The 16,198-nt window shown below is 72.8% G+C and carries 11 protein-coding genes; all 11 read right to left on the reverse strand.

Annotated features, from left to right (window positions below; all coding sequences use genetic code 11):
* Positions 1-210: 210 nt before the first annotated feature.
* Positions 211-2,331, reverse strand: coding sequence for a hypothetical protein (locus tag ACWCPN_RS01970; RefSeq protein WP_451201819.1), 2,121 nt, complete (start codon positions 2,329-2,331; stop codon positions 211-213).
* Between the two features lie 173 nt (positions 2,332-2,504).
* Positions 2,505-4,001 (reverse strand): D-ribitol-5-phosphate cytidylyltransferase, encoded by a 1,497-nt coding sequence (locus ACWCPN_RS01975; RefSeq protein ID WP_392291607.1) that lies wholly within the window; start codon positions 3,999-4,001, stop codon positions 2,505-2,507.
* 186 nt (positions 4,002-4,187) lie between these two features.
* Complete coding sequence (locus ACWCPN_RS01980) at positions 4,188-4,565, reverse strand: hypothetical protein (protein ID WP_451201821.1); 378 nt, start codon at positions 4,563-4,565, stop codon at positions 4,188-4,190.
* A gap of 140 nt (positions 4,566-4,705) precedes the next feature.
* Entirely contained in the window at positions 4,706-6,259 is a 1,554-nt protein-coding gene (locus tag ACWCPN_RS01985) for an alkaline phosphatase D family protein (RefSeq protein WP_451201822.1), read from the reverse strand.
* Positions 6,260-6,730: 471 nt separating this feature from the next.
* Positions 6,731-8,179, reverse strand: a complete 1,449-nt coding sequence (gene obgE / locus ACWCPN_RS01990) for a GTPase ObgE (RefSeq protein WP_451201824.1) — start codon at positions 8,177-8,179, stop codon at positions 6,731-6,733.
* 116 nt (positions 8,180-8,295) lie between these two features.
* Positions 8,296-8,550, reverse strand: a complete 255-nt coding sequence (gene rpmA, locus ACWCPN_RS01995) for a 50S ribosomal protein L27 (RefSeq protein WP_018846648.1) — start codon at positions 8,548-8,550, stop codon at positions 8,296-8,298.
* A gap of 14 nt (positions 8,551-8,564) precedes the next feature.
* The gene (gene rplU, locus ACWCPN_RS02000) at positions 8,565-8,885 is read right to left on the reverse strand and encodes a 50S ribosomal protein L21 (protein WP_004931419.1); all 321 of its coding nucleotides are present in this window, start codon (positions 8,883-8,885) and stop codon (positions 8,565-8,567) included.
* Between the two features lie 232 nt (positions 8,886-9,117).
* Complete coding sequence (locus tag ACWCPN_RS02005) at positions 9,118-13,323, reverse strand: Rne/Rng family ribonuclease (RefSeq protein ID WP_451201825.1); 4,206 nt, start codon at positions 13,321-13,323, stop codon at positions 9,118-9,120.
* A gap of 262 nt (positions 13,324-13,585) precedes the next feature.
* The gene (locus ACWCPN_RS02010; RefSeq protein WP_451201826.1) at positions 13,586-14,362 is read right to left on the reverse strand and encodes a TIGR03936 family radical SAM-associated protein; all 777 of its coding nucleotides are present in this window, start codon (positions 14,360-14,362) and stop codon (positions 13,586-13,588) included.
* 46 nt (positions 14,363-14,408) lie between these two features.
* Complete coding sequence (locus ACWCPN_RS02015; protein ID WP_451201828.1) at positions 14,409-15,500, reverse strand: hypothetical protein; 1,092 nt, start codon at positions 15,498-15,500, stop codon at positions 14,409-14,411.
* Positions 15,501-15,578: 78 nt separating this feature from the next.
* The gene (locus ACWCPN_RS02020) at positions 15,579-16,178 is read right to left on the reverse strand and encodes a hypothetical protein (RefSeq protein ID WP_451201829.1); all 600 of its coding nucleotides are present in this window, start codon (positions 16,176-16,178) and stop codon (positions 15,579-15,581) included.
* Positions 16,179-16,198 lie beyond the last annotated feature (20 nt).

Genomic DNA, 16,198 nt, shown 5'->3' on the forward strand with positions numbered 1-16,198 from the left:
GCAACCTGTTAGACGGGGTCCCGTCGGAAGCGGTTGCCTGACGCCGAGTGATGAGTGAGGCACGCCACACGGGGCGGGGCGGCCGCAACCGAAGGTACGCACGGCCGGTAAGAGCTGCTCATCCTTGCGGCAGGGGTGCGGTAAGGGAGACGTGAAAAAGGGCCGGTCCCCGGGGTTCTCCGGGGACCGGCCCTGCGGGCGGCTCGGTCGTCAGACCGCGTTCACATCGTCCGTCTCACCGGCGGAGGCCGTGCGCTGGCCCGGCAGCGCGGTGGTCAGCTCGGCCGCCTCGGCGGGGTCGACGTTGGCCGCCCCCACCCGCGACTGCTGGCCGACGTTGCGGGTGTCGGCCTTCAGCGCCAGGTCGGCGACCGCGGTGTTGAACTGGTCGATCGACTTCGGCTCGTCCGGGCCCAGCAGGTACTGCTTGAGCTCCTTGCGGTCCCCGGCCAGCGGGTCGGCGGACGGGACACGGACCGCCTCCAGCAGCCCGCCCAGCTCGGCCGCGCTGTTGGACAGGATCGTCGCGGCGCGCACGGCCGTGTTCTGGCGCTTGAACTCCTCCACGCCCAGCTCGCCGGAGTCCGTGACCGCGTACGGCTTGCCGCTCGCGATGAAGTCGGAGACCACCGAGGAGATGTCGGAGACCATCGCGTCGGATACGTTGAAGCAGTCGTACAGGCGCGGCTCGGCACCGGTGATGACCTTGTGCTCGTACGCCGGGAAGGAGTCCCAGTAGGCGGCGTTCCACTCGGCGCGCAGCCGGGCGATCTCCCGGTGCCGCTCGACGTCGACGATCCCGTCGCGGGTGGCCTCGGCCTCGTCGCCCTTGTCGCCGCCGGCGCCGGCCAGCTCGGCGAGGCGGGCCTCGATCCGGGCCAGCTCGGCCCGGGCCCGCTCCTGAGCGGCGGTGTCGGCGGTGAAGCGGGAGTCCGCGGCGCGCTCGGCGGCGGCCTGCTCGACCAGGACGGTGACGCGCCGGTGCGCGGCGCCCGCCTGGGCGCTGACAGTCCCGGTGAAGGGGTGCGGCTTGTACAGGACACGCACCGGCGGGTCGGCCTCGACCAGCTTGCGCACGATGTTCTCGCCGGCCAGCACGATCGAGGTGTTGCCGGGGTTGCCGTCCCAGCCCTCCCAGGTGGGGGCGTACAGCACGGTCGGGATGCGGCCCTCGGGCACGCCCTGCCAGGTGGTGATCGGCGCGAGCTGCGGACGGCCGACCTCGACGATGTCCTCGTCGCGGACGCCGACGTCGGCGATGGCGTAGCGGTCGCGGCCGGCCCGGCCGGCGGTCCACACCTCGTCGTACACCTTGCTGTACGGGTTGACGCTGGCCAGCTTGTCGCTGTCGCCGTGGCCGATGAAGACGTGCTTCATGGTGGGCACGCGCAGCAGGTGGATGTTCTTGCCCACGTTGGCCGCGTAGAGCGCGACGCGCACCGTCGACAGGTCCAGGTTCATCAGGTGCACCCCTCCGGGCACGCAGATGACGGGGACGGTGGTGGGGGCGAGGTTGTTCAGGATGGCGCGCTCGCGGAGGATGATCAGCGGCCGGGTCTCCAGCTGCTCCATCGTCTCCAGCCACATGTTGACCTGGTAGGCGGAGTCCTTGGAGCCGGAGAAGTAGAGCACCGTCTCCGGCTTGTAGGCGGCCAGCCAGTCGTCCACGGCGGCGAGGACGGCATCGGCCCTCGGCGGGGTCCGCCGGCCGCGCACGTACGGCAGCAGCACCGCGACGTAGAGGCAGCCCAGGGCCACGGTGACCCCGGCGCCGACGAAGCCGGCGAGGGCGTCGTCCAGCGCGGCGGCGACCAGGAGGCCGGCGACCGCGAACAGGTCGAGGTGCAGCATCTTCTCCGCGGAGCGGTGCAGCAGGCGGCGCGGCGGCGCGTCGGGGATGCGGATGCGGGACTTCAGGTCGATGTTGCGGGTGGCGACCGGCATCCGGCGGCGGTTGCGGATCAGCGTCACGAGCGCGCCGTGGGGGGCCTGCAGACCGTAGAAGGCGATGAAACAGGCGACCGCGGCGTAGAAGACCAGGTTGTCCGCCAGGGACATCCGGGCCAGCAGCAGGATGAGCAGCAGCTGCCGGATCAGGAAGCGGATCGACAGGCCGGCCCGGACCTTGCTCAGGCGGTTGATCAGATAGCTGCCCTTGCGGTGCAGAAAGTGGTCCGCCAGGTACGTCACGGCGGCCGCGACCACGAAGGCGTACACGCTGGGGAGGAGCGCGGCCAGCATGAGGCAGGGGAAGCCCAGCATCATGAGGGCCGCCGCGGCCAGCTCGGCCGCGCTGCCCACCCGGGCGACGCGAATAGCGGTGGATATCACGGAGAAACCTGCTCTGGGAGGGGGGAGTGCCGGTTTTGTTCGGTATTGCCGGAATCGAGCGGGGATCGCGGGCCTTACCGATTCAAGAGGTGTACGGACTCAGGCCTCTGTGGACGCCCAGTGAATGAGCGAGCGCAGAGGCCTGAATTCCCAAAAGCTATTTACCGCGATTATTACACGCCGTCCTGACGGTCCAGCACCGTGGCCAGAGCCTGCTCGAAACCGGAGGCCTTGGCGGCGCCCGCGGTCGGGTCCTGCTGGCGGACGTCGATGACGTGGCCGGTCAGCTCCGACAGCAGCACGTCCAGGGAGGTGCGGGCCACCGCCTCGGAGGAGAGCAGCGAGCCGGCCGGCTCCTGGCCGAACGCCTTGGTGCGCATCGGGGTCGCGGTGCGCTCGGGGTTGATGCAGTTGACGCGGATGCCCTCGGACGCCCACTCGTCGGACAGCGCCTGGGTGAGGTTCACCATGGCGGCCTTGGTGGAGGAGTACAGGCTGTACTCGGCGCGGCCGCGGGTGTAGCTGCTGGAGGTGTAGAGCAGCAGCTGGCCCTTGGTCTCCGACAGGTACTTGTAGGAGGAGCGCGCGATCTGCACCGGGGCCAGGTAGTTGACCTTCAGCGCCTCCTCGATGGTGGCGTTGTCGGTCTCGGCGAGCTTGCCGATGCGCAGCACGCCCGCGGTGTTGACCACGTAGTCGATCCGGCCGGTCTCCGCGTACGCCTTGGACAGCGCGTCGTCGACCTCCTCCGGGTTCTCCACGTGGGTGCCGGTGGTGGAGCGGCCCAGCGCGTACACGGAGGCGCCGTAGGACTCGGCGAGTTCGGCGATGTCCTTGCCGATGCCGTAGGAGCCGCCGAAGATGACGACCGTCTTGCCGGTCAGCAGCTCGCGGTAGGCCTCCTCGCCGTTCTGCTCCGGGGCGGCCGTCGAGGCCAGCTGGAACAGCTTGTCGGCGATGAAGACGTCGACCGGCTGGGTCACCTTCATGTTGTACTCGTCACCCGCGACGACGTGGATCGGCACGTCCGGCAGGTACTTGAGCACGACGGAGCAGTCGTCCGTGGCCTGGAAGTTGGGGTCACCGGAGGCGACCTCGTAGGCGCGGCGGATCGTGGACAGCTTGAACGCCTGCGGCGTCTGGCCGCGGCGCAGCCGGGAGCGGTCCGGGATCTCGGTGATGAACTCGCCGTCCTCGCCGTGCGTGCGCGTGACGATGATGGTGTCCGCGGACGGAATGGCCACGTCCACGGCCTGGAAGCGCTCCAGCGCGGTCACGCAGTCGTCGATGACGCGCTGCGAGAGCAGGGGGCGCACGGCGTCGTGGAAGAGGACGTTGACGTCCTCGCCCTCGGCCAGGCCCTCACCGAGGGCGGAAATCGCGCGCTCGGTGGTCTCGTTCCGGGTCGAGCCGCCCTCGATGACCTTCTTGACCTTGGTGAAGCCGGCCTTGGCGACGATCTTCTCGATGTCCGGCACATAACCGGGCGCCATCAGCACGATGATGTCGTCGATCGAGTCGGCGTTCTCGAAAGTGTTCAGCGTGTGCTCGATGACTGCCTTGCCGGCGATCTTCAGCAGCTGCTTGGGGATCGAAAGACCCACCCGCTGACCGGTGCCACCGGCCAGGACGACTGCGGTGGTTCGGGGCTTGGCTATGTGCTGTGACACAGGCTGACCTACCTTGGGGCGACAGGGAACGTTCGAAATGGTCCCACTTCGGGTAACCGCTGTGCAAGGTGAGTGACGTCCCATGCATATGTGCGCGCCACCTGTCATTCACCTTGCGCCCCAGGTGATTGGGCGAGGGCCGCCGTGAACCTCCGTGGAATTGCTGTGAGTAAGTCCACAGGCCCCTCACAGACCCCTGCGGGAGGGGTGTTCGGCGGCGCCACAGCCGTTTCGGACAGCGGTGGCCGAGGACCCGTACGAGCTCCTTCGACGGCGTCCGGTGCGCACCGCCCGCGAGGACGGTACCGGCTGTTCGGGCACCATGGACAGCGGCCCCGGGTCGCCGAGGAACCGGGCGCCGAGCGCGCCGATCCGCTCCCCCGCCGAGGCGCCGATCGCGGCCGCCGCCTCGGCCGCCCGGCGGGGGGTGGCGCTCCTCACGTCGGCGGGCGTGGGAGCGCACATGTTCTTCATATGCGTCACGGCGCCGTTGCGGACCAGCCGGGAATACAGCTCGCCGGGCAGCCCATTGCCGCGGAATTCGACATCAAGATTCCGCAGCATTTCGGTCTCGGGCAGGGTAAGGGATCGATTCGCGGTGTCCGGACCGGCCGCAGAGGATTCTCCGGCAGCCCGAGCAGTGTCCCGAAGATGCGCATCAGCCCTCGGCGGTCGCGGTGATCCTCGCCGGCGGGCGGGCCGCGTCACACGGTCCGCACGCCGGGCTCGTCCGCCTCCACCCGCAGCCGCGCCAGGGTGCTCGCGGCGGACTTCGGCGTCAGGACCGTGTCGACGGTCCGCACCTGGGCGTCGAGACCGTCGCGGGCGATGTCGAAGAGGTGGTAGCCGCGGTGGGCGTCGATCACCTTCCAGTGCGGGTTGTCCGCTTTCAGCGGGTCCCACTGGGCGTGGAAGGCGGCCTGGTCCTGGTCGCCGTTGCTGGAGACGGAGGTGCCGACGAACTCGGCGCCGACGACCGCGGACCCGGGGTCGGCGAAGTCCTTCTTGAGATCGCTGATCATCGTCAGGTGCCGGTCGCCGCTGAGCACGACCGGGTTGCGCACGGCGGCGAACTCCTCCAGCAGGGAGTTGCGTTCGGCCTGGTAGCCGTCCCAGGCGTCGTAGTACCAGAGCTTGCCGTCGCCGGGCAGCAGGTCGGTCTCGGCCATCATGATCTGCGAGGCGACGAGGTTCCAGCGGGCCGGTGAGCCGTGCAGCCCGTCCAGCAGCCACCGCTTCTGCCCGGCGCCGAGCATGGTGAGCGACGGGTCCTCGGCACCGGCCTGGCCCGTGGCCTGGTCACTGCGGAACTGCCGGGTGTCCAGGACGTTGAGCCGGGCCAGGCGGCCGAAGTCCAGGCGGCGGTACATCTGGATGTGCGGGCCGTCCGGGACGGCGGTGGCGCGGACCGGCATGTGCTCGTAGTAGGCCTGGTACGCCGCGGTCAGCCGGGACGTGAACGCGTCGTGCGACTGCTTGCCGGGGTCCTGCGGGACCTCGCCGGCGTAGTCGTTGTCGACCTCGTGGTCGTCGAAGGTGACCACCCAGGGGGCGTTCGCGTGCATCGCGGCGAGGTCGGGGTCGGTGCGGTACTGGGCGTAGCGGTTGCGGTACTCGGTGAGGGTGTACGGCTCCCCGGTGCCCTCGTGCCGCCGTACGGCCGTCGCGGACGGGGTGGACTCGTAGATGTAGTCGCCGACGAAGAGGACGATGTCCGGGTCCTGGACGAGCATGTCGGCGTACGGCGTGAAGTAGCCGTGCTGCCAGTTCTGGCAGGAGGCGAGCGCGACGCGCAGGGAGCCGCCCCGCTGGTGCGGGTGGGGCGCGGTGCGGGTCCGGCCGGAGGGCGAGAGCTGTCCGCCCGCCCGGAAGCGGTACCAGTACCGGCGGTCCGGGCGCAGCCCCCGTACGTCCACGTGCACGCTGTGCCCGAACTCGGGCCGGGCCTGGGCGGTGCCCCGGCGGACGGTCCGGCGGAACCGCTCGTCCTCGGCGAGTTCCCACTCCACCGGGACGATCTCGTCCGGCATCCCGCCGCCGTTCAGCGGGTCGGGGGCGAGCCGGGTCCACAGCACGACGCCGTCGGGCAGCGGGTCGCCGGAGGCGACACCGAGGGTGAACAGGCCGTCGGGCAGCGGGTTTCCGGCGGCGCGGGCGGTGCCCGGCAGCCAGAGCTGGGCGGAGGCCGCGGCGCCGAGGACGGCGGCACCCGCGGTCAGGAAGCGGCGGCGGTCGGACTGCGGTGCTGCTCCGGTCATTCGGCTGACTCCCCTGCCACACGGGCCTCTTGGGCTTCACTCGCGGACCCTCGGAAGCTCCCACGGCCGGACGGCCCGGCCGCCGAACGGCAGCAAGCGCATGTGTGACAAGTAGGCGGACAACAGAAGACCCGCCACGGCACCGGGACCACGTGGAGAACGTGGTGATGCCGCGACGGGTCACGGGGAGTCAGAAAGATTGCTCAGCAGTGGAGTTGGGACCGTACGCCCGGTCCGCGCGAACGCGGTGCCGAGCACCGGCGCCGGAGCCCTCCGGAGGGGCGCCGATCAGCGGCCCGGCCGTCTGCTCGGACGTCCCCGGCCGAGGCCGGCCGTGGAAACCGTGCGACCCGGAAGGGGACATCGGTCCCCTTCCGGGTCGCACGGTTCCGGCTCACCCGGGAGCGCCGGGTCCGCCCCGCCGGACGCCGGGACCTCTCCCGGCGTTCACCGCTCCCTGTCCGCCCGGTCCTACTCGAACGGGTCGAACTCGTCGTACTCGCGCAGCGCCTCGTCCCGCTCGGCCTGCTTGTCGCGCCGCCGCTGGACGGCCGGCCGGGCGGCGTCGAAGCGGTGGTCCTCACCGCGCCGGCCCAGCATCTCGGCGCCGGCCATGGCGGTCGGCTCCCAGTCGAAGACGACCGCGTTCTCCTCGGGACCGATGGCCACGCCGTCGCCGTTGCGGGCGCCCGCCTTCATCAACTGGTCCTCGACACCGAGGCGGTTCAGCCGGTCGGCGAGATAGCCGACGGCCTCGTCGTTGTTGAAGTCGGTCTGCCGCACCCAGCGCTCCGGCTTGTCGCCGCGCACCCGGAACAGCGGCTCGCCGCCGACCTCCTCGCGGGTGACGGTGAAGCCCGCGTCGTCCACGGCCTTGGGCCGGATGACGATCCGCGTCGCCTCCTCCTTCGGCTTAGCGGCCCGCGCGCCGGCGACCAGTTCGCCGAGCCCGTAGGTCAGCTCCTTCAGGCCGATGTGCGCCACCGCCGACACCTCGAAGACGCGGTAGCCGCGCTCCTCCAGGTCGGGGCGGACCATCTCGGCCAGGTCCTTGCCGTCGGGCACGTCGACCTTGTTCAGGACGACGATGCGGGGACGGTTGTCGAGGCCGCCGTACTGCTTCAGCTCCTCCTCGATGATGTCGAGGTCGGAGACCGGGTCGCGGTCGGACTCCAGGGTGGCGGTGTCCAGCACGTGCACCAGCACACTGCACCGCTCGACGTGGCGCAGGAACTCAAGGCCGAGGCCCTTGCCCTGGCTGGCGCCCGGGATCAGGCCCGGCACGTCGGCGATGGTGTAGACGGTGGAACCGGCCGTGACGACACCCAGGTTGGGCACCAGGGTGGTGAACGGGTAGTCGGCGATCTTCGGCTTGGCCGCGCTGAGCACCGAGATCAGCGAGGACTTGCCCGCGCTCGGGTAGCCGACCAGGGCCACGTCCGCGACCGTCTTCAGCTCCAGGACGATGTCCTGGAGGTCCCCGGGCTCGCCGAGCAGCGCGAAACCGGGCGCCTTGCGGCGGGCGGAGGCCAGCGCCGCGTTGCCGAGGCCGCCCCGGCCGCCCTGGGCCGCGACGAACGAGGTGCCGTGGCCGACGAGGTCGGCGAGCACGTTGCCGGCCTTGTCCAGGACGACGGTGCCGTCCGGCACGGGCAGGACCAGGTCCTGGCCGTCCTTGCCGGAGCGGTTGCCGCCCTCGCCGGGCTTGCCGTTGGTGGCCTTGCGGTGCGGGGAGTGGTGGTAGTCGAGCAGCGTGGTGACCGACTGGTCGACAGTCAGGATCACGTCGCCGCCACGGCCGCCGTTGCCGCCGTCCGGGCCGCCGAGCGGCTTGAACTTCTCACGGTGGACGGAGGCACAGCCGTGGCCTCCGTTACCCGCGGCGACATGCAGCTCGACGCGGTCCACGAAGGTGGTCATGGTTCATGCCTCCAGAACTACGGTGATGTCTCTTGCGTAACACGCGAAAGGCGGACCCGCCTTCCCGACCGGGAAGTGAGGTCCGCCTCGCGAAAGGTTCGAACGGAACGCTCGGGTCAGGCGACCGGAACGACGTTCACGACCTTGCGGCCACGGTGGGTACCGAACTCCACCGCACCCGGCTGCAGCGCGAACAGCGTGTCGTCGCCGCCACGGCCGACGCCGGCGCCCGGGTGGAAGTGGGTGCCGCGCTGGCGGACCAGGATCTCACCAGCGTTGACGACCTGACCGCCGAAGCGCTTCACGCCGAGCCGCTGGGCATTGGAGTCGCGACCGTTCCGGGTGGACGATGCGCCCTTCTTGTGTGCCATTTCTCCTCAGTCCCTTACTTCGCAGCCGCGGGGATCTCAGTGACCTTGATCGCCGTGTACTGCTGGCGGTGGCCCTGGCGACGGCGGTAGCCCGTCTTGTTCTTGTAGCGCAGAATGTCGATCTTCTGGCCCTTGTGGTGGTCCACGACCTCGGCCTGGACCTTGATGCCGGCCAGCACCCACGGGTCGCTGGTCACAGCGTCGCCGTCGACAACGAGCAGGGTCGAGAGCTCGACCGTGTCGCCAACCTTGGCGGTGGAAATCTTGTCAACCTCAACGATGTCGCCGACAGCAACCTTGTGCTGGCGACCACCGCTGCGCACGATGGCGTACACGCGGATCTCACTCTCTCGCTCGGGAACGGCACCCCCGCAGTCCAGCCGGCCGGGCATGAACACGGACAGCCTCTCCCGGCCACCGAGGCACCCGGGAGGAAGAGGTTTACGGGGATGTGGCGTGCCAGTCGACACGCCGACGGTCAAGGTTACGGGGCCACGGCCGAAGGGGTCAAACCGGGCCCGGCGGGTGTGGGGCCGGTCACGTGGACCGGCCCCACACCCGAGGGCGTCAGCCCTCGTCGCCGGCGGGGACCGTGGTGGTCTTCTTCGCCGTCGTCTTGGCGGCGGCCGTCTTGACGGTCTTGGCCGCCTTCTTGGCCGTCGTCTTCTTGGCGGCCGTCTTCTTGGCCGCGGTCTTCTTGGTGGCCGCCTTCTTCGCGGTGGCCTTCTTGGCGGTCTTGCGGGCCGCCTTCTTGGCCGGAACCGCCTCCTCGACGGTCTCCTCGGCGGCCGGCGCCTCGGTCACCGGAACCTCGGCCGGGGTCTCCTCCGGCGCGGCCGACGGGACGACCGTCACGGCCGTCTCCTCGGACGCGGTCGGCGCGGTGGCCTTGCGCACGGCACGGCGGCGCGGGCGGGCCGGGGCCGCGCTCTCCGCCTCCGCGGCCGGGGCCGGGGCCTCGGCGGCGGGCTGCTCCACCGGGGCGGCGGGCGCGGTCTCGGACACCGTCAGCACGGCGGCCTCGGCTCCCGCGGGGGAACCGGCGGGCGCCGACACCTTCCGGGTGGCCCGGCGACGCGTACGGGCCTTGGGCGCGGCCTCCTCGGCGGCGGGCTCGGCCTTCGGCTCCGGAACCGTCTGGTCCTCGGCGGCCATGGGCTCGGCCAGCGCCTCGGCGGCGGGCTCGGGCCGCACCGGACGCGCGGCCGCCTCCTCGGCGGTGACGTCCTGGGCGGTCGGCGCGGCGGCGGCCACGGCCGCCTCCGTGCTCGGGGCCTTCTCGGGCTCCGGGGCCTGCGCGGCCCTCTCCGCCTTCGGGGCCTTCTCCGCCTTCGGCGCACCCGCCGGTGCCGAGGCCCGGCGGCTCGCGCGGCGGCGGGAACGGCCGCGGCCGGCGGCCGCCTCCGCCTCGGCGACGCTGCTGTACAGCTCCTCGTCCGGCGCGAAGTCCGGTCCGGGGAGCGCGACGGGCTCGGCGAGCTCGGCGGCCACCTCGACGGCGGTCTCCACCTCGGGCTCGACGGCCTCGCCGGTCTCCACCGCCACGGCGGCGGTCTCGTGCACGTGCTCCTGCGCGTCGCCGCCCCGGCCGCGCTTCTTGCGCTTGCCGCCACCGCCGCCGCCTCCGGCCGCGACCGGCTGCTCCATGTGGACGATGACACCGCGGCCGTTGCAGTGGACGCAGGTCTCGGAGAACGACTCCAGCAGGCCCTGGCCGACCCGCTTGCGGGTCATCTGCACCAGGCCCAGCGAGGTCACCTCGGCGACCTGGTGCTTGGTCCGGTCCCGGCCCAGGCACTCCAGCAGGCGCCGCAGCACCAGGTCCCGGTTGGACTCGAGCACCATGTCGATGAAGTCGATGACGATGATGCCGCCGAGGTCGCGCAGCCGGAGCTGGCGCACGATCTCCTCGGCCGCCTCCAGGTTGTTCCTGGTGACCGTCTCCTCGAGGTTGCCGCCCTGGCCGGTGAACTTGCCGGTGTTGACGTCGACGACGACCATCGCCTCGGTCCGGTCGATCACCAGCGAACCACCGCTCGGCAGCCAGACCTTGCGGTCCAGCGCCTTGGCGAGCTGCTCGTCGATCCGGTAGGTGGCGAAGACGTCGACCTCGCTGGTCCACTTCGACAGCCGCTCGGCGAGGTCGGGCGCCACGTGCGACACGTAGCCGTGGATGGTCTGCCACGCCTCGTCGCCGCTGACGACGACCTTGGAGAAGTCCTCGTTGAAGATGTCGCGGACGACCCGGACGGTCATGTCCGGCTCGCCGTAGAGCAGCGTCGGGGCGTTGCCGCTCTTGGCCTTCTTCTGGATCTCCTCCCACTGCGCCTGGAGCCGCTCGACGTCACGGCGCAGCTCGTCCTCGCTCGCGCCCTCGGCGGCGGTGCGCACGATGACGCCCGCGTCCTCGGGGACGATCTTCTTGAGGATGGTCTTCAGCCGGGCCCGCTCGGTGTCGGGCAGCTTGCGGCTGATGCCGGTCATCGAGCCCTCGGGCACGTACACGAGGTAGCGGCCCGGGAGGGAGACCTGGCTGGTCAGGCGGGCGCCCTTGTGACCGATGGGGTCCTTCGTCACCTGGACGAGCACCGACTGGCCGGACTTGAGGGCGGCCTCGATCCGGCGCGGCCCGTTGCCCATGCCGAGCGCCCCGAAGTTGACCTCACCGGCGTACAGGACGGCGTTGCGGCCCTTGCCGATGTCGATGAAGGCGGCCTCCATCGACGGCAGCACGTTCTGGACCTTGCCCAGGTAGACGTTGCCGACGTACGAGGTCGACTGCTCCTTGTTGACGTAGTGCTCGACCAGCACGTCGTCCTCGAGCACGCCGATCTGGGTGCGCTCGCCGTGCTGGCGCACGACCATCACACGCTCGACGGCCTCGCGGCGGGCCAGGAACTCGGCCTCGGTGATGATCGGGACACGCCGGCGGCCCTGCTCGCGGCCCTCGCGACGGCGCTGCTTCTTGGCCTCCAGACGGGTCGAGCCCTTGATGGACTGCACCTCGTCGGACGGCTCGGCGGGCTTGCGGGGCTCGCGGACCTTGACGACCGTGCGCTCCGGGTCGTCGGTGCCCGACTCGGCCTCGCCGCCGCTCTCACCGGCGCGGCGACGGCGACGGCGCCGACGACGGCTGGAGCTGGAGCCCCCGGACTCCTCGTCCCGGGCCTCCTCGGCGTCCTCGTCCTCCTGCTCGGCGGTGTCCTCGGCGTCCTGCGCGGCCTGCTCGGCGGCCAGTTCGTCGGACTCGGCGTCCGCGCCCTCACCGGCCTCGCCGTCGGCGGCGTCACCACGGCGACGGCGACGGCCGCCCCGGCGACGGCGGCGGCGCGAACCGGACTCCTCGGAGCCCTCGGCCTCGTCGCCCTCGTCACCCTCGGCGAGGTCCTCGGCGGCCGCCTCGGCCTCCTCCGGCTCCTCGGCCTCGGCGGGCCGCGTCTCCTCGGCGGCGGCACCGCGGCGGCGACGGCGACGGCGGGCGCCGGCCTCGGCGCGCTCCTCCGGGTACGCCTCGGTCTCCTCCTCGGGCTCCTCCGCGCCCGCGGCCTCGGCCGCGGCCTGAGCGGCGGCCCGCTGCGGGGTCTGGAACTGCGGCTCGGCGAACACCGGCGCCTGGAACACGGCGACGGCGGGCCGGGCCGGGCGGCGCGGCGACCCGGCCTCGTCGGCCTCGGTCCGCGCGGGCGCGGCGAATCCGGTCGCGGCCTGCCGGACGACCCGGCGACGGCGGCGCGGGCCGCCCTCCTCGGCGGGGGTCTCGGCGGCGGGGGCCTTCGGCGCCTCGGGAGCCCTGGTCTCCTCGGCGGGCGGTTCGGCGGTCGCGGTGGCCTCCTCGGCGGCGGGCGCGGCGGCACCGCGGGTGGCGCGGCGGCGGGTACGGCGCGGAGCGGCCTCCTCGGCGGCCGGGGCGGCCGTGGGCTCCTCCGCGGCGGCCTCCGCCTCGGGGGCGGGAGCGGCGGCGGCCGGTACGACGGCCTCGGCGGCCTCGGCGGTCTCGGCGGTCTCGGCGGCGGCCGGTGCACCGGCGGGCGCGGACGCGCGGCGGGTGGCGCGGCGGCGGGTACGGCCGGCGGGTGCGGCCTCCTCCGTCGCGGCGGGAGTCTCCGCGGCGGCCGGGGCCTCCGCGACGGGGGCGGCCTCGGCGGCGGCCGGAGCGGCCTCGGGGGTCTCGGTGGCCTTCGGCTCACCGGCGGGCGCGGCGGCGCGCCGGGTGGCACGGCGACGCGGGCGGGCCGGGGCGGCGGCCTCGGACTCCGCGGGCTCCTCCGTCTTCGCCTCGGTCTGGGCGGGCTGGGTCTCGGCGGCGGGCACCACGGCCTCCGTCTCGGCCGGGGCTCCGGCGGGCGCGGACGCACGGCGGGTAGCCCGGCGGCGGGTACGCGGCGGTGCGGGTTCCTCGGTGGTGCCGGCGTCCTCGACGGCCTCGGCCGGCTCGGTGGAACCGGCGGCCTCGGTGGCCGGTACGACCGTCTCGGCGGCCTCGGCGGCGGCCGGTGCCCCGGCCGGCGCGGCGGCGCGACGGGTGGCCCGGCGGCGGGTCCGCGCGGGGGGCGCGGGCTCCTCGGCCGCGGCGGGGGCCGCCACGTCCTCCGCCTCGGCGATCTCGTCCACTTCCGCGGCCGGTATGGCCGGCACGGTGACCTCGGCGGGTGCCTCGGCCGCGCCGGGCGGGCCCGCCGGGCGGGAAGCGGCACGGCGACGCCTGCGCGGCGGCAGGGTGTCGCTCGGCGTGTTCAGTTCGGAACCCTCGTTGGGTTCGGTCGGTTCGAGCATGCGGGCGTTTCTCCCGTCAGGCTCCCGGGCGCCGCGCCTGGTCCGGCGCCGGTCCCGAGGGACCGTTCACCGTTGACGTCCGCGGTCCGCGCGATGCGCGGTGACCGCCGTCCGGGGCGCGGGCGCCGCACGGGAGCACTCTGTGTCCTGTCTCGCCGGTTCCGTACGCCTTGTCGGTACGGCCTGGCGAAAGTCTTCTGGTCGGTGCGCTGCCCGACCCAGGTGGCTCCCGAGTCCGAGGGCGGCGCTACGACGTCCGTCCCTACGCGGAACCTTCCGGCGTCGGCGTCGTCGCGGCGGCGGCCGGTGCGGCCGTCAGGGCCTCGGCTGCCTCGCGGTCGGGCGCGAGCGGGTCGGTCACCGTGCCGGTCTCTTCATCGAACAGCCCCTGCGCCAGCCTGGTCACCGCTGCGGGGACCGGCGGCGCCAGGTCGGCCACGGCGCGGAGACCGGACAGGACGTCGTCGGGTCGTACGGCAGGCGTCACGTGCCGAACAACCAGCCGCAGTATCGCACAGGGCTGGTCGGTCGGCCCATCAGCCCGCGAACTGCGCGTTTCCAGGTTCGCGACCGCCGGGCGGGCGTCGAAGGTACGGACGCCGTTCTTGGTCATGCGCTGCACCTCGACGGCGTCGGCCTTCATGAAGGCCGCGGCCGCGCGCCGGGCGTCGAGCGGGTCGACGCCGTCCAGCCGCAGCTCCCACACGGAGGCCGTGAGCCGGTCGGCGAGTCCCGAGGTCCGTGCCTCGACCGCGTCGACGATGTCCAGCCCGGTGGGCAGCGACTCGTCGAGGAGGACGCGCAGGGGTTCGGGGTCCCGCGCCGCGGTCAGCGCGATCTCCAGGTACTCCGCCTCACTGCCCGTGCCGGTGGGTGCGGCATTGGCGTACGACACCTTCGGATGCGGTGTGAACCCCGCCGAGTACGCCATGGGCACCTCGGCGCGGCGCAGCGCACGCTCGAAGGCGCGCTGGAAGTCACGGTGGCTGGTGAACCGGAGGCGGCCGCGCTTGGTGTAGCGCAGTCGGATGCGCTGCACCGCGGGTGCGGGCGGCGGGCCTTCGGGCTGTCGCTTGCCCAGTGTCCTAGTCCTTCGTGAGTGCGGTGGTACTCCTACCAAGAGTACGTGCCGCGCGGCCCCCGGGTTCCCGCCGGTCCACGGCGGCCGGCGGCCGGGGCTCGCCGAGCAGCGTCCGCCTGAGGTCCGCGCGCGCCTGCCGCACGGTGTCCCGGGCGGTGGCCAGCGCCTGCCGCACGGTCCGCCCCACCACGCGCGCCGCCCCGGCGGCGGGCCGCAGCACATGGTCCCGGAGGGCGTGCCCGACGGGGGTGAGGACCGTCCGGTACACCCAGCGCAGCGGTTCCACGAGGATCCACCGCACGAGGGCCCCGAGCACCCGCCCGACGGCTCGCGAGATCCGCCCGGCGATCCGCCAGGCGTGCCCGAGGGCCGCCCCGGTCTCCCGCGCGACGACGGCCAGGACCCGGCCCACGGGCACCAGCACCCAGCGCCACAGGGCGAGGGCGGGCAGCACGAGCAGGACGCGGGCCGTCCAGTACAGGACGGCGCCGGTCCCCGTGACGACGGCGGTCACCAGCCACGCCAGGGCCCGCGCCACGGGAGCCAGCACGCGCGCGTACAGCCACCGCGCCGGGACCAGCAGCAGATACCACCCCAGCCGGGCCACGACGGCGCACACCCCCGTCCCGGCCGCGGCGAGCAGCAGGCCGGCGCCCTTCAGCAGCCGGGCGATCCCCCGCCCGACGGGAGCCAGCACGCGCGCGTACAGCCACCGGAGCGCGGCTCCGGTCACCCGGGCGACCCGGGCGAGGCCACGCCCGAGGGGCGTCAGCACGTGCCGGTACAGCCATGACGCCGGCACGACGACGAGCACGTTCCCGAGCCACCCCAGCGCCTTCCCGGCGGGCACCACGACCCACCGCCACAGCGCGACGAGGGGCCACACGAACAGGGCCCGGCCGAGCCACCGCAGCGCGCGGCCGAGCGGACGCAGCACCGTGCGGGCCAGGAAGCGCCCGGCGACGGTCAGCGCGTCCCACACCAGCCGCACGGGCACCACCAGCACGAGCACGACGACCCGCACCGGCACGCGGATCGCCACGGCCAGGCATCCCTCCGGGTACGGCGGCTGGGCGGGCGGCTTGTCGAGGTCCATACCCCTACGGACGCAGCGGACGCCCCCGCGGATGCGCCAGGGGGCGTCTCCCCGATCTTCACGGGTCCGCGACGCCCCCTAGGCCACGCGTGCCTTGTACGACTCCGGGTAGCGCTCGGTGAACTTGATGACCCCGACCAGCAGGACGATCGGGACGACCCAGTTGAACCAGTCGTCCATGGACGGGTTCCGGATGGCCAGCCAGGTGGAGAGCGCCATGAGGGCGAAGACCACGCCCCAGGCCGCGGTCAGCACCCGGTTGATGTGCGCGAAGACGGGCGAGTCCCAGTACTCGCGGGGTGTCTGCTGGCGGGCGTATTGCGCGGTGAAGGGATCGCCGAACAGCGAGCCCAGCGCGACGGCGGCCACGACACCGTTGGAGATGACCTGGGCGTAGGTCTCCAGCCAGATGAGCTGCGAACGGTCCAGGGCGAGCGCCAGGACCGTGATGACCGCGAAGAACACGATGCCGACCATGTCCAGGAGGAAGAACCTGCCCCGGAGCATGTCCTTCCCCGACAGCACGATCGCGGCGATCAGCGCGGCGAGCGCCGCGTACTCCCAGGTGCTGGGGCTGGCGACCACTCCGAAGATGATCCAGGGGGCGAAGGAGAAGAACACGCCGCCCGTGCCCACGGGTTTCTGTGTCGGCGCCTTCGTCGCCGTCTGCTGCGCCATGGGAGTCCTCCCGTCGGATG

The sequence above is a fragment of the Streptomyces sp. NPDC002386 genome (assembly GCF_053593175.1).